Annotated in this window: 10 protein-coding genes; 6 read left to right on the forward strand and 4 right to left on the reverse strand. The window is 32.2% G+C overall.

Features of this window, described 5'->3' with window-relative positions; translation table 11 throughout:
• The first annotated feature begins 37 nt into the window (after nt 1-37).
• Together N1F78_RS01870 and uvrB are read left to right on the forward strand one after the other, a co-directional pair.
• Nucleotides 38-5,788, forward strand: coding sequence for a T9SS type B sorting domain-containing protein (locus N1F78_RS01870; protein ID WP_406684494.1), 5,751 nt, complete (start codon nt 38-40; stop codon nt 5,786-5,788).
• 86 nt (nt 5,789-5,874) lie between these two features.
• Complete coding sequence (gene uvrB, locus N1F78_RS01875; RefSeq protein ID WP_406684495.1) at nt 5,875-7,878, forward strand: excinuclease ABC subunit UvrB; 2,004 nt, start codon at nt 5,875-5,877, stop codon at nt 7,876-7,878.
• 49 nt (nt 7,879-7,927) lie between these two features.
• Here the strand turns inward: uvrB and N1F78_RS01880 are convergent, their stop codons facing one another.
• A complete protein-coding gene (locus N1F78_RS01880) occupies nt 7,928-8,341 on the reverse strand; it encodes a TerB family tellurite resistance protein (RefSeq protein ID WP_406684496.1) in 414 nt (137 codons plus the stop codon).
• Nucleotides 8,342-8,712: 371 nt separating this feature from the next.
• Between N1F78_RS01880 and N1F78_RS01885 the strand changes: the two genes are divergently transcribed.
• A complete protein-coding gene (locus N1F78_RS01885) occupies nt 8,713-8,973 on the forward strand; it encodes a DUF1456 family protein (protein WP_406684497.1) in 261 nt (86 codons plus the stop codon).
• A gap of 37 nt (nt 8,974-9,010) precedes the next feature.
• Here the strand turns inward: N1F78_RS01885 and sucC are convergent, their stop codons facing one another.
• Complete coding sequence (sucC, locus tag N1F78_RS01890; RefSeq protein ID WP_406684498.1) at nt 9,011-10,201, reverse strand: ADP-forming succinate--CoA ligase subunit beta; 1,191 nt, start codon at nt 10,199-10,201, stop codon at nt 9,011-9,013.
• 188 nt (nt 10,202-10,389) lie between these two features.
• Between sucC and lysA the strand changes: the two genes are divergently transcribed.
• From lysA to N1F78_RS01905, 3 genes are all read left to right on the forward strand, one after another.
• Entirely contained in the window at nt 10,390-11,625 is a 1,236-nt protein-coding gene (gene lysA, locus N1F78_RS01895; RefSeq protein WP_406684499.1) for a diaminopimelate decarboxylase, read from the forward strand.
• Nucleotides 11,626-11,759: 134 nt separating this feature from the next.
• Nucleotides 11,760-12,683, forward strand: coding sequence for a sterol desaturase family protein (locus tag N1F78_RS01900; RefSeq protein ID WP_406684500.1), 924 nt, complete (start codon nt 11,760-11,762; stop codon nt 12,681-12,683).
• A gap of 43 nt (nt 12,684-12,726) precedes the next feature.
• Nucleotides 12,727-13,914, forward strand: coding sequence for a DUF1624 domain-containing protein (locus N1F78_RS01905; protein ID WP_406684501.1), 1,188 nt, complete (start codon nt 12,727-12,729; stop codon nt 13,912-13,914).
• On the opposite strand, the gene N1F78_RS01910 is transcribed toward N1F78_RS01905, so the two are convergent.
• Together N1F78_RS01910 and N1F78_RS01915 are read right to left on the reverse strand one after the other, a co-directional pair.
• Complete coding sequence (locus tag N1F78_RS01910; protein WP_406684502.1) at nt 13,915-14,481, reverse strand: hypothetical protein; 567 nt, start codon at nt 14,479-14,481, stop codon at nt 13,915-13,917.
• Nucleotides 14,474-15,325 carry a PPK2 family polyphosphate kinase gene (locus tag N1F78_RS01915; protein ID WP_406684503.1) on the reverse strand — a complete coding sequence of 284 codons (852 nt, stop codon included), beginning with the start codon at nt 15,323-15,325 and terminating at the stop codon, nt 14,474-14,476. Before N1F78_RS01915 ends, N1F78_RS01910 begins: the two co-directional genes overlap by 8 nt.
• Nucleotides 15,326-15,328 lie beyond the last annotated feature (3 nt).

Raw genomic sequence — 15,328 nt, forward strand, 5'->3', positions numbered from 1 at the left:
TTTAGGAATTACCAATAATAAAACTGTAATAATTATAATGCAAACTAGTTCCCATATAAAATTCCTACTATTTTTTATAATTTTTCTTTTATCTATAAATGGATATTCTCAATTAAGTAAAAAACATTATATACCACCTTTAACCAGTGGTCCTTCTAATGGCGAACCTAGAGATCAATATATTTATATATCTACTCCAAGTAATTCATTAGTTCCTTTTACTATTCAAGAAGTTGGCGGTACTACTACTTCGGGTACAGTTTCAAACACCGTCCCACAAGTTATAACCATCCATGGTACGACCGATGGTACTAATTCTCAATTGTTTCAGCCTCATGGTTCTACAAGTACAATAACTAACAACAAGGGGTACGTTATTGACGCAGAGGCACCAATTTATGTATCTATAAGAATGCGGGCTGGTTTAAATAATAATGGTACCTATGCTCAAGCCGGAGCCTTAGTAAGTAAAGGGCTTTCAGCTTTAGATACAGTTTTTAGAATTGGCACTTACACAAGTGAAAATCCGAATGATAATTATGTGAATTTTTTATCAGTAATGGCTACTGAAGATAACACCTCTGTTACTTTTAGTGATATTGAACCTGGTTTAAATATTGAAAACTATTCTTCAACATTTCCAATTAATATTACCTTAAATGAAAATGAAAGCTATGTAATAGCAATTCATGGAGACCCTAACAAACCTGACCCCAACACTTCCCGAATGGATGGACTCATTGGCAGTTTAGTTAATTCTGACAAACCCATTGTTGTAAACTGCGGATCTGCTAACGGTAGCTTTGATAATGGTAATGGAAGAGATTATGGTATTGATCAAATTGCGGGTCTTTCAAAAATTGGAAATGAATATATTTTTGTTAGAGGAGATGGTAACGATGCTTGGGAAAATGCACTTATAGTGGCGCACAGCAACAATACATCTATTAGCATTAACGGTAATCTTCCCATTGCTACAATAAACGCTGGAGAATATTATGTCATTGAGGGTAACAACTATAATGCTAATGGTAATATGCATATAGCAACTAGCCAAGATGTTTTTGCTTATCAAGGTATAGGCTCCAATTCTGAAGCTAATCAAGGTATGTTTTTCGTACCCCCGCTTAGTTGTGAAACTAGAGGAAATATTGAAAATATTGCCAATATAGAAAACATAGGAAGCGAGACGTATATTGGAGGTGTATCAATAGTTACCAAAACAGGTGCAACAGTTACAATTAACAATCAACCACTTACTAATTTTTCTACCATTGGACCAAGTCCTGTTACTGGAAATTCAGATTACGTCACCTATAAAATATCTGGACTAACTGGTAATGTTTCTGTTCAAGGAGATGATGAATTATATGTGGCATATTTTAATGTAAATGGTGCTGCAACATCTGGTAGTTTTTATTCAGGGTTCCCTACTAATCCTGAAATTAATTTTGATGCTCAGTTTGCCACTCTGGGCAATTGTATTCCTAACATTACCTTAGAGGCTGCAAATACTCAAAACTTTGATAGTTATGAATGGTGGTTTGATGATGGTTCTGGATTTCAAATTATATCATCAAACATACCTACTATAACCCCTAGCATTCCAGGAAAATACAAGTTAATTGGAGTAATTACTTGTACTTTAGAACGATTAGAATCTGCAGAAGTACCAGTTAGCATATGCCCTGATGACGTTGACAATGATGGAATTATTGACAATATTGATATTGACAATGATAATGATGGTATTCTTAATTGCATTGAATCTAGAGGAGATGTAGTTTTGGATTTATCAGATACACGAGATCCAAGACTTCAATTCCAAGACGGCACAACTAATACAACCATTGCAACAGACAATATAACCATTAACAGATCGGGTTCCGGAACCAACACAATTAGGCTTACTGGAACTGGAGACATTATTAGTGAAATCCCAGCAGATAGTAATGCCGAAAGTAATTACAGTATTGATTTTTCTGAATCGGTAAATATAAAATTATCTGAAGACACCTCATACATACACAACTCTGTTGATGGTGAATATTATATAGCTAAAATTTTACCTATTAACAAAAACATTACATTAATTGACCCAGATAATAGGTTATTAGTTGACACTAATTTTGACGGACTCTTTGAAACAGGAGTCACTCAAATATCTGGTTCAGAAATTCATTTTAAATATAACCCTAATCCTAATGGAAATACCCCTTTTGAGTTTTTTGCAAACCAAGTGGATGGTTTTTCTTTTATACATAGATTAGAAAACATTGTTGATACCTCAAACTTTCAAATAAACATTTCATTAACTTGTTTTAAAAAGGACAACGATAATGATGGGGTTAAAGATGAATTAGATTTAGATAGCGATAATGATGGACTGCCAGACTTTGTTGAAAACGGAGGAATGATGGTTACACTTTCTGGAATTGACACAGACACAAATGGTTTAGATGATGTATACGATATAAGTGCAACTCCATTGGATTCTGATTCCGATGGTATTTATGACTTTCATGACTTAGATAGTGATAACGATGGTATAACTGATTTAATAGAAACTGGTCTTTTAGGCACCTTATCTGACACCAATTTAGATGGTATTGAAGATGGTCCAACATATGGCTCAAATGGTTGGGCAGATGCTGCAGAGACTAGTCCCGACAGTAATTTTATTGGTTATTCTCCAAATGACTTTGATTCTGACTCAATTTTCTCATATATAGATTTAGATAGTGATGGAGATACATGTTCTGATGTTATAGAAGCTGGGTTTTCAGATGGTAATTTTGACGATTTACTTGGTGATACTACCGTAAGCACAGATATAAATGGTTTAGTTTCCAATGCAACTGATGGCTACACTTTACCTAACGCAGATTATTTAGATTTTGCTCCTCTATCAATAACTACTCAACCTGTAGCCACAACAATATGTGAATTATCAAATGGAACAATTAATTTAGAATCACCAGAAGCTGAAATTTTTCAATGGGAATTCAGTTCAGACGGAATAAACTGGTTAGTTTTAACTGACAACCTGAACTACTCAGGAACTAATTCATCAAATTTGACAATTAATAATACTCCTCTTTCATTTAATAACTATCAATATAGAGTATTTTTAAACCGAAGTGGCAATAACTGTGGTTTTTACTCAGATGAGATTGTTTTAACGGTAGATGTTTTACCAATTGCAAATGTTGCCTCAAACATGTTATTGTGTGATGATGACAACAATGGAACTATTCCTTTTGATTTAACATTACAAAACAGCGCCCTAACCACTGTACCAAATATGACTATTTCATATCATGCCACACAAAATGATGCTGATAATAATTTAAACCCAATTACAAGCCCATATGAAAGTGGTAATACAACAATCTATGCTCGGGTAGAAAATGATGCGAATACCACCTGCTATGATACCTCAAGTTTTAATTTAGAAATTTATGAAAGTCCTTTTCCCTCTCTAACAATTACACCGCTTCAAGAATGTGATGATACTTCCGTTGGGACAGATATTGATGGATTAAAGGTTTTCGATTTAACCCAAAAAGAAACAGAAATTTTAAACGGCCAAAGTGATACGGATTTTTCTTTAACTTATTTTACTGATGCTGGATATACCAATCAAATACTTACTCCAACATCTTTTACAAATACTGTCCCTAATGTGCAAACGATTTATGTTCGAATGACTAACAATGCATTTAACACATGTATAGCCGACACTTCCTTTGAGATAGAAGTTTACGCTTTGCCATTAGCGAACAACCCTAATACTTACACGCAATGTGATGACGAATCCAATGATAGGACTGCTTTTTTTAATTTAACATTAGATTGGATTAAAGAAGAAATAAATCCTAACTATTCAGCTGAAGGAATAATGTTTACCTATTATGGAGACCAAATACAGGCAGAAACTATTGGAGGTATAGAATTAGGAAATGCAACAAATCACTTTGTAGATCTTACAACATTAACTTCTGAAACCGTTTGGATACGTGCCACCAACCCCAATGGATGTTATCGTGTAGTTCCACTATCATTAGAAATTAATCCTTCAAGTGCGGCATTAAGTTCTTACACCCCTACTTCCCTATTTCAATGTGACGATGGTCTAGACACTAGAGATGGTATAGCCTCTTTTGATTTTTCACACATAAGAGATTATATATCAAACACGGTATTTTCAACTTTCAATGTTACCGTACACTTCTATGAAAACCAATTAGATGCAGAACTAGAAACTAATGAAATATCAGATATTGCAAATCATCAAAATACGAGTTCCCCAAATATTCAAAGTATATGGGTACGTGTGAAAAGTGATTTAGGAAATGACTGTTTAGGACTTGAGGAATTACCAAACCTTTTAAATGTTGAAGCTTTACCAGTTGCAAATCCTGTATCTATAGATAGACAATGTGATTTTGATACTACTGATAATTTTATCTCTTACCCATTTGATACTACTTCAATAGAATCAGCTATATTAGGTGGACAATCACTAACAGATGTATCAATTACCTATACATATATAGATATTAATAGTAACCCCATAACATCCAATACATTACCAAATACATTTTTAACTGAAACCCAAACAGTTTCTGTCACAGTTACTAATAATTCTACTCAAGACCCTGACGGAGCTTGTTATGATGAAACTCAAATAGTTTTTACTGTTGATCAACAACCAATTATTGCAAACACAATTCCAAATCAAGAAGCCTGTGATGGAGCTGACGGAGATTTAGATGACGATGGTTTTTATGCCTTTGATACCTCTACATTTTCAAGTACTATTTTGGGTACACAATCTGGTATGGAGATTTATTTTGATTATATTGATGAAACGGGGACTCCAATTCTAAATAGCCCGACTCTTCCAGACCCATTAGTTTCTGAAAATCAAGTCATTAACATAGAAGTTATTAATCCAATTAATAACAGTTGTACAGCAAATACAACTATAAATTTAATTGTTAATCCATTGCCTGATTTCTATGTAGATTCAGAACATATTGTTTGTTCATCAGACCCAACATTTACGGTAGAATTAGACCCAATTGAGTCTAGTATAATTGATACATATACTTATGAATGGAGATGGACTAGTCTAGACGGAACTACTTCAAACCAGCTTTTACCAGAAACTACTTCAACAATTTTCGTTTCTACTCCTGGAACTTATCATGTTACTTTAACTAGAACTGATGGCTCTGGGTGTTCTAGAACCAGAGATATTTTTGTTAATGCCTCAGAAAGAGCAACTATAATAGAACAAGATGTAACTATCATTGATTTTACGGAGAATAACAATACGGTTACAATAGATACTTCCTCCTTAGGACAGGGTAATTACGAATTTGCATTGGTTGAAGAAAATTCCAATTTCATTATTTACCAAGATGAGCCCGAATTTACCAACGTAAAACCTGGGTTTTATTCTATATATGTAAATGACAAAGATGGATGTGGAGTGTCTATTTTAGATATTTCTGTTTTAGGTTATATGAAGTTTTTCACACCAAATAATGATGGTTATAATGATACATGGAAGATTATTGGTGTCAATGATGTTTTTCAAACCGGTAGTAGCATTCATATTTATGACAGGTATGGCAAGCTACTTAAACAAATTTCTAGTTTAGAGGATGGCTGGAATGGAACATCTAGAGGAAATGAAATGCCTACAGACGACTATTGGTTTAAGGTGTTTTTAGAAGATGGCAGAGTGTACAGTGGTCATTTCACCTTAAAACGATAATTAGTAAAATTCTAATAACTACTTAATAATCCGGACTACTTTAATTAATTTAGCCCCTTAACCATCTTATTAGGGTTAAGAGCTATATGAAATTTAATATTGAGTCAGAATTTAGTCCAACGGGAGATCAACCGGATGCAATTAATCAATTGACAGAAGGAATTATATCTAATGAAAAGTATCAGACCCTTTTGGGCGTGACAGGGTCTGGTAAAACATTTACTGTAGCTAATGTAATAGAAAAAGTTCAACGACCAACTCTGGTTTTAGCACACAACAAAACATTAGCAGCTCAATTGTATTCTGAGTTTAAACAGTTTTTTCCAAATAATGCAGTTGAATATTTTGTTTCCTATTATGACTATTATCAACCTGAAGCTTATATCCCCGTTTCTGGTGTTTATATTGAGAAAGACCTCTCAATAAATGAGGAAATTGAGAAAATGCGCCTCAGTACAACCTCTTCACTTCTGTCTGGCAGAAGAGATGTTTTGGTAGTAGCGTCTGTATCATGTCTATATGGTATTGGAAACCCAATAGAATTTCAAAAAAATGTAATCTCCATTGAAATAGACCAAGAAATTTCTAGAACTAAACTATTACATCAATTAGTTCAAAGTTTATATTCTAGAACTGAGGCCGAATTTAATCACGGTAATTTTAGAATAAAAGGAGATACAGTTGATATATTTCCAAGTTATGCAGATAATGCGTTTAGAATTCATTTTTTTGGTGACGAAATTGAAGAAATAGAATCTTTTGATATTCAAACTAATCAAGTTATTGAAAAGTATGAAATCTTAAATATTTATCCAGCAAACATGTTTGTTACTTCTCCTGATATACTTCAAAATGCTATAAAAGATATTCAAGATGATCTTGTTAAACAATATGATTATTTCAAGGAAATAGGCAAACATCTTGAAGCTAAGAGATTAAAGGAACGTACTGAATTTGATCTTGAAATGATAAGAGAATTGGGTTATTGCTCCGGAATTGAAAACTATTCAAGGTATTTAGATGGAAGACAAGCCGGTACACGCCCCTTCTGTTTACTAGACTATTTTCCGGACGATTTTTTAATGGTTGTAGACGAAAGTCATGTTACAATTTCCCAAGTTCATGCCATGTATGGCGGAGATAGAAGTAGAAAAGAAAACTTAGTAGAGTATGGGTTTAGACTACCAGCTGCAATGGATAATCGTCCTTTAAAGTTTGAAGAATTTGAAGCACTTCAAAATCAGGTTATCTATGTAAGCGCCACCCCTGCAGACTATGAACTACAAAAAACAGATGGTGTCTATGTTGAACAAGTTATTCGTCCTACAGGGTTGCTAGACCCTATAATAGATGTTAGGCCTAGCTTAAATCAAATTGATGATTTAATAGAAGAAATTCAACTACGCGTAGAAAAAGATGAACGTACATTGGTAACAACGCTTACTAAGAGAATGGCTGAAGAACTCACTAAATATTTAGACAGAATTCAAATTAGATGTAGATACATACACAGTGATGTTGATACCCTTGAACGCGTAGAGATTATGCAAGATTTACGCAAAGGACTATTTGATGTATTAGTGGGAGTTAATCTTTTAAGGGAAGGTTTAGATTTACCTGAAGTCTCGTTAGTTGCAATTTTAGATGCCGATAAAGAAGGTTTTTTACGTTCTGCACGTTCTCTGACACAAACTGTTGGTAGGGCTGCAAGAAATATTAATGGTAAGGCCATTATGTATGCTGATCAAATAACTCGCAGTATGCAAAAAACTATTGATGAAACCAATTACAGAAGAGAAAAACAAATTAATTACAACACTAAAAACAATCTTGTACCTAAGGCACTAAATAAAAGTTTAGATAATGCGCTTTCCAAAAATTCTGTAAGCACTTATAAATATGAACTCGATGCATTAAAAGCTGCGGAACCTGAAAGTGAATATTTAACCAAATCAGAACTAGAGAAAAAAATAAAAGAAAAACGCAAGCTAATGGAACAAGCAGCAAAATCTTTAGATTTTATAATAGCAGCTAAATTAAGAGATGAAATTAAAGTTTACCGCGATAAAATAGAAAAGCTAAAAGTTTAAACTTTTAGCTTTTCTATTTTTAATACAATAAAACTAAATACGCAATTGATTAATTATATTGTGTTTTAAAAATATCTATTAATACATCAGGTGGTACAATTTTATTTGGAAAACTTTCCATCAGGTATAAAACTTTGGTAATTGACTCATGACTTAACCCCATTCTTAAACCAAAATTGTACAATTTGGTAATTCCAGCTGTATTTGTTTCACCTCCATACTCTTGTTCAATATTCATTAGCAATACTAATCTATGAAACTGAACAATTCGTTCGCTATGTGACTTTAAATGAGTATAATTAATAGGGTGTTCAATCAAATACTCAAAGTCTTCACGACTAATATCTAGCTGTTTAGCAACTCCCAAAAGAAAATTATATTCAAATTCTTTTATTTCCTTATCATATTTAGCAAAGGCTATCATTTCTGATAAAAGACTCAATTTTTCTACTCTATTAACCATTTATTTAGGGAATTAATTTTACTATTATAAATTTACACAGAAGAATAAAATATTTATCGTTGATATATTGCCACTTATCGAAAAAGCGAATACGGTTGGTCGTTAATTTCTTTTATTTCACCTTAGGACTTTGCTCATTCGTCTAACAAAAAAGTATTTCAACAACAAAAACTCTATATTCTTAAAAGCTAAAATATATTTTAACACACTGATTTTCAGGTTTTTAAAATATTATTATTAGATAATTTTTTAGTTTGCGATTAATCATCTAAAAGCATACCTTCAAAAAAAAATAAAAACGCCAATTTCAACCTAGCCATTAATCAAAATCGATGAAATGCACTAGTAAAAAATCGAACATACATTAATTTATGACAAATAATGATATATTAAAAAAGTTAAGAGTAGCTCTAAAACTAAGAGATGATGATATTGTAAAGATTTTAGCTCTAGTGGACTTCAGAATTTCTAAAAGTGAATTAGGAGCTTTTTTTAGAAGAGAAGATCATCCAAAATATATGGAATGTGGCGACCAAATATTACGAAATTTCTTGAATGGATTGGTAATTCATTTAAGAGGTCCAATGCCAAAAAAAGGTGAAAATAACACACAAAAAAAGAGCAACTCATAAAGTTGCTCTTTTCTCAATCTTTAAAGTATTATCTTTATTAAGACAAAACTTCCTGTACTTTATCTGCAGCTTCTTGAAATTCAGTAGCACTTAACACGGCTAGACCTGAATTGTCAATTAACTCTTTAGCTATATCAGCATTAGTTCCTTGTAAACGTACAATAATTGGCACATTAATATTACCCATGTTTTTATACGCATCAATAACGCCTTGAGCTACTCTATCACATCTCACAATACCTCCAAAAATATTAATTAATATTGCTTTAACTGCAGGGTCTTTTAATATAATTTTAAAAGCTTGCTCTACACGTGCCGCATCAGCTGTACCACCAACATCTAAGAAATTTGCTGGCTCACCTCCTGCTTGTTTAATTAAGTCCATTGTTGCCATTGCTAAACCAGCGCCGTTTACCATACACCCAACATTACCATCTAAATCAACATAGTTTAAACCTACTTCTTTAGCTTCAACTTCAATAGGGTTTTCTTCACGCAAATCCCTTAAATCTACATAATCTTTATGTCTGTAAAGCGCATTTTCATCAATAGTTACCTTAGCATCAACAGCCAAAATTTTATTATCACTAGTTTTTAAAACCGGATTGATTTCAAATAATGATGAATCAGACTTCACATAAGCTGTATAAAGTGCCATTACAAATTTGGTCATTTCTTTAAAAGCTAATCCAGATAAACCTAAGTTAAAAGCTACTCTTCTTGCTTGAAATGGTAATAACCCAGTAGAAGGATCAACCTCTTCTGTAAAAATTAAATGTGGCGTTTCTTCGGCAACAGTCTCAATATCCATTCCTCCTTCAGTAGAATACATAATCATATTGCGTCCAGTTCCTCTATTCAATAAAACAGACATATAAAATTCATCTGTTTCAGTCTCACCAGGATAATAAACATCCTCCGCTACTAAAACTTGATGAACTCTTTTTCCTTCTGCCGAAGTTTGAGGGGTAACTAAATCCATACCTATAATTTGGCCGGCAATTTGTTCTACCTCTTGTAGGTTTTTAGCAAGTTTAACACCTCCACCTTTTCCACGTCCACCAGCATGAACCTGCGCTTTAATCACGTGCCAGCTAGTACCTGTTTCATTAGTTAATTGTTTAGCAGCTGCAACAGCCTCATTAGCATTTTGGGCAACAATTCCTCGTTGAATACGTACTCCAAAACTGCTTAGTATTTCTTTACCTTGATATTCGTGTAAATTCATAATTTGCTCAATAATTTAAGAAACGCAAATGTAAATAATAGCCTTTACTTAAGCTAATATTTGAATGTGAAAACAAGTATTTTTTTAAAAATGTTAAATAATTAACAGATTGTTTAATTTGTATAATATTTTATTTATTTATTTTTTATTCAACCGAATAAAATATCTTTGACAAAAATTTGAAAGTTATGACGGAAAATCAATTGCTTAAAATAGCACAAGATTTTGGAAGCCCAGTTTATGTATATGATGCGGGTAAAATTGAAACACAGTATAAAAGACTTACTAATGCTTTTAAAAACGTAAAGCATTTAAAAATAAATTATGCTGTTAAGGCACTATCTAATATTTCAATATTAAAACTTTTACATTCTTTAGGTTCTGGAATTGATACAGTTTCTTTACAAGAGGTACAACTTGGTTTAGCAGCTGGTTATACTCCAGATCAAATTATTTTTACACCAAACGGTGTCTCTTTAGAAGAAATTGAACAAGCCGCAAAATTAGGTGTAAAAATAAACATTGATAATCTTTCTATTTTAGAACAATTTGGAACTAAACATCCAAGTGTTCCTGTTTGTATTAGAATTAATCCACATGTAATGGCTGGTGGAAACGCAAATATTTCTGTTGGACATATTGATTCTAAATTTGGAATTTCAATTCATCAGATTCCACATATATTAAGAATTGTAGAAAACACTAATATGACTATTAACGGTATTCACATGCATACAGGTAGTGATATACTAGATATTGAGGTTTTCTTATACGCAAGCGAAATTCTTTTTGAAACTGCCAAGCAATTTAAAGATTTAGATTTCATTGATTTTGGTTCAGGATTTAAAGTTCCTTACAAGAGTGGTGATATTGAAACTAATATTGAAGAATTAGGAAAAAAACTATCAGAAAGATTTAATGACTTTTGTAAAGAATACGGAAAAGAATTAACCTTAGCTTTTGAACCGGGTAAATTTTTAGTTAGTGAATCTGGTAACTTTTTAGTTCAAGTAAACGCTGTTAAACAAACAACATCAACTGTTTTTGCTCAGATAGACTCTGGCTTTAATCACTTGATACGTCCCATGTTTTACGGATCTCATCATGATATAATGAACATATCAAACCCTAAAGGACGTGAGCGTTTCTATACTGTTGTAGGCTACATTTGTGAGACTGACACTTTTGGAAGTAACAGACGCATAACTGAGATTAGTGAAGGCGATGTATTATGCTTTAAAAACGCTGGGGCTTATTGTTTTTCAATGGCGAGCAACTACAACTCCAGATTTAGACCTGCAGAAGTTTTATGGTATAAAAACAAAGCTCACCTAATAAGAAAAAGAGAAACTTTTGAAGATATAACTAGAAATCAAATTGAAGTAGATTTCACTCCTAAAAAGGAAGTTGTTATAGCAAAATAAGAAAATCATCTAATTTTTTTTAATCCTCTGAATGGTTTTTTTCCGTTGAGAGGATTTTTTATTTTCAAATAAACCGCAATGAATGGCGTTTTATATTAAAATCCGTCTATTTTTGATGAGCAAAATATTTTTTAATGAATTTCACCAACCCACTAGTTTATGGTGTTCCTTGTTTTCTTGGTCTCATCTTACTTGAACTAACTTACAGCAAACACAATAAAAAAAGCAAAGATTTATATGAATGGAAAGACTTAGCTGCAAGCCTTACAATGGGCATAGGCTCTACCGTTTTAGCTCCGCTTACAAAAACAATTGCTGCAATTGTTCTTTTTAATTATGTCTATGAGATTTTTAACCCTGAAATTGATGGTATTCGTACTAATATAATGGGCTACGAATCTTTTGGATATGCATGGTATATATGGCTTCTATGTCAACTTGCCGATGATTTTAGTTATTATTGGTTTCATAGACAGAACCATAATGTACGTTTCCTATGGGCAGCTCACATTGTACATCATTCTTCAGATAATTTTAATTTAGGTACAGCCGTTCGTAATGGTTGGTTTACTATTTTCTACAAACCATTTTTTTATATGTGGATTCCGGCCATAGGATTCCCGCCAGAGATGCTAGTTGTTTGCCTAGGAATTGAAGCCTTATGGCAATTTCAATTACATTGTGTTTTTATTCCCAAACTGGGCTTTATAGAAAAATTTATGAATACGCACACCATGCACCAGGTACATCATGCACAAAACATTGAATATATGGACAAAAACCATGGAGGATTCCTTAATATTTTTGACAAAATGTTTGGTACTTGGAAAGAACTAGATGAAAATATTGAAATAAAATATGGAGTTACTCATGCGCCTAACTCATATAATCCATTGGTTATTTTAACACATGAATATAAGGATATTTGGAATGACATGAAAAAATCTAAAAATTGGTATCATAAATTCATGTATGCCTTTGGAGCTCCTGGTTGGAGTCATGATGGAAGTACACTCACCATAAAACAACAGCAAAGACTCATTAAAAAGGGAAAATAGATTTTGATAAAAATAGTATCTTTAAAAATAATTAATTCTTTAATTGGTACTAAAAACAAAATCAACCAGAATAGAATCAATAGATATCCTAAGAGGTCTAGTAATGGTAATAATGGCCTTAGACCATGTTAGAGATTATTTTTACTACGGAGCCTTTTTTAATGATCCTACAAATATAGAAACCACTACTCCCCTTTTATTTTTCACTAGATTCATTACTCATTATTGTGCACCCGTTTTTGTGTTTTTGGCTGGCACCTCGGCTTTTTTATATGGTATTAAAAAAAATAAGCAACAATTATTTAAATTTCTAATAACCAGAGGCATTTGGTTGATAGTTCTGGAAATTATCGTAAATAATTTTATCTGGAAATTTGATTTAACTTATAGTAGGGTAATTCTACAAGTTATTTGGGCTATAGGGGTTAGTATGGTTACTCTTTCAGGGTTAATATTTTTATCAAAAAGATGGCTTTTAATCATTGGCTTATTATTGGTATTTGTACACAATTCATTTGATACCATTGTAAATAATGGAATAGATTTCAAATCTGTTATTTGGTATATATTGCATCAACCAAACATAATTCCTCTAACAGAAACTCATTCTGTGGGTGTTTTTTATCCTGTTTTACCATGGATAGGAATTATGATTTTAGGTTATTGTTTAGGAACCTTTTATCATAAAGACTATGATCCAATTCTGAGAAAAAAATATCTTTTTAGAATTGGTATATGCACAACTTTTTTGTTTTTCCTTTTAAGAAGTATTAATATTTATGGAGACTTAATTCCATGGAGCATTCAAGACACCACAGTTAAAACCATTATGTCTTTTTTTAAAGTCACAAAATACCCTCCTTCCCTATCTTATACTTTAATTACACTTGGACCCGCTCTTTTGTTTTTATATGCTATTGAATCTATAAAAAATAAGGCCACAGATTTTTTATTAGTTTTTGGAAGAGTTCCTCTTTTTTACTATTTCTTACATGTATTAATAATTCACACCCTAGCCATGATAGGAATTATGATTTTAGGTGGAGATTGGAAATCTATGATATTAACTGCAGAATCTTTTAAAAATCAAACTCTATTAAATTACGGCTATTCACTTCTTACAACCTATTTGGTTTGGGTTGGTGTGGTAACACTGTTATATTTTCCATGTAAAAAATACATGGTTTATAAAGCCACCAATAAGGACAAATGGTGGTTAAGTTATTTATAACTATTCTCTAAGTTTCCCTCTAAAAACAGATACTTTGGAGTTGAATGGATTACCAGAAGCTCTTCTTAGCATAACTACTTGCCCACAATGCCATAATGCATCTGATATTGGACCATTAACAATATTCCAAAAAGGCACTGATATGTCATTAAACATAAATGTATCTTTGGAGTTTTTAAAAGAATCTGAGACTAATTTTAGATTAAATAAGGTTTGTTTTCGCAAATCATTAAAATCTAATTCTTCTTTGGTTTCATCTTTATTATCTTCCAAAACACTATTTCTAATAAACTTAGACAACCCATATATATGGGCTATTGTTTCCTTAGAAGTTCTACTAGATTCACTTATTTTATATTCTAAATCTTCTTTTCTTAAGCCGTCAGTAGCCCAATAATATCTAAAACCCAAACCATCAACCATTCTTGCCACTAATAAATTGGAAGTATAAGTTTCTGGATATGCCTCTATTTCACTAAATGGTAACTTTTCCATAGCACTTTGCGCATAATTATTTACTGTAAGCATTAGAGCAAACAAAAGAAAAACGATTCTTATTCTATTCATTATTTAATTGTTGCCTATAAGTTGCTAAATTAGTTTTAATATCTTCATCCAATTCCGGCTCTTTAATATCCGTATACCTCTTAAGAGTATCATACATCGTTTTGGCTACTATATATCTTGCAGAAGGTTTATCATCAGCTGGAATTGTATACCAAGGCGCATGCTCTTTTGATGTTTTATTAATTGCATCTTCATAACATTCTTGATAGGTATCCCAAAGTTTACGTTCTTTTAAATCACCAGGAGAAAATTTCCAATTCTTTTCTTGTTTATTTAAACGTCTTAGCAATCTGTATTTTTGTTCTTCCTTAGATAAATTTAAAAAGAACTTGAATATAATGGTTCCATTTTCCGCTACATGCTTCTCAAAATTATTTATCTGTTCAAACCTGGCATCCCAAAAAGCATCGTCTATATCATCAACAGAATGAACTGTTGGTATATTTTCTCCTAAAATATATTCGGGGTGCACTCTGGTTACAAGCACATTTTCATAATGTGTTCTATTAAAAACGCCAAACTTACCTCTTGCAGGAAGCGCAATATAATGTCTCCAAATGTAATCATGCTTAAGTTCCAATTCGGTAGGAACCTTAAAACTATGTACTTCTACACCTCTAACATTAAATTCTTTAAAAACCTCTCTAATTAAACTGTCTTTACCTGCTGTATCCATACCTTGTAAACATACTAAAACAGCATATTTACCATGTGCATATATGGTATCCTGTAGTTTACCAAGTTTTTTCCTTATTTTTTTTAATTCATGCTCTGCATCATCAATTACCACCTTTGTAGGTCTGTCTTTTAATAAAATTTTAGACGTTACTTTATAATCACCCATAAG

Origin of the sequence: Seonamhaeicola sp. MEBiC01930, assembly GCF_045277075.1 — a bacterium.
Classification (GTDB): Bacteria; Bacteroidota; Bacteroidia; order Flavobacteriales; family Flavobacteriaceae; genus Seonamhaeicola.

Coding starts and splice junctions, on each gene's coding strand:
- N1F78_RS01880 (WP_406684496.1), bottom strand. CDS start 8,341: ATGGTTAATAGAGTAGAAAAATTGAGTCTTTTATCAGAAATGATAGCC.
- N1F78_RS01910 (WP_406684502.1), bottom strand. CDS start 14,481: ATGAATAGAATAAGAATCGTTTTTCTTTTGTTTGCTCTAATGCTTACA.
- N1F78_RS01870 (WP_406684494.1), top strand. CDS start 38: ATGCAAACTAGTTCCCATATAAAATTCCTACTATTTTTTATAATTTTT.
- N1F78_RS01915 (WP_406684503.1), bottom strand. CDS start 15,325: ATGGGTGATTATAAAGTAACGTCTAAAATTTTATTAAAAGACAGACCT.
- uvrB (WP_406684495.1), top strand. CDS start 5,875: ATGAAATTTAATATTGAGTCAGAATTTAGTCCAACGGGAGATCAACCG.
- lysA (WP_406684499.1), top strand. CDS start 10,390: ATGACGGAAAATCAATTGCTTAAAATAGCACAAGATTTTGGAAGCCCA.
- sucC (WP_406684498.1), bottom strand. CDS start 10,201: ATGAATTTACACGAATATCAAGGTAAAGAAATACTAAGCAGTTTTGGA.
- N1F78_RS01885 (WP_406684497.1), top strand. CDS start 8,713: ATGACAAATAATGATATATTAAAAAAGTTAAGAGTAGCTCTAAAACTA.
- N1F78_RS01900 (WP_406684500.1), top strand. CDS start 11,760: ATGAATTTCACCAACCCACTAGTTTATGGTGTTCCTTGTTTTCTTGGT.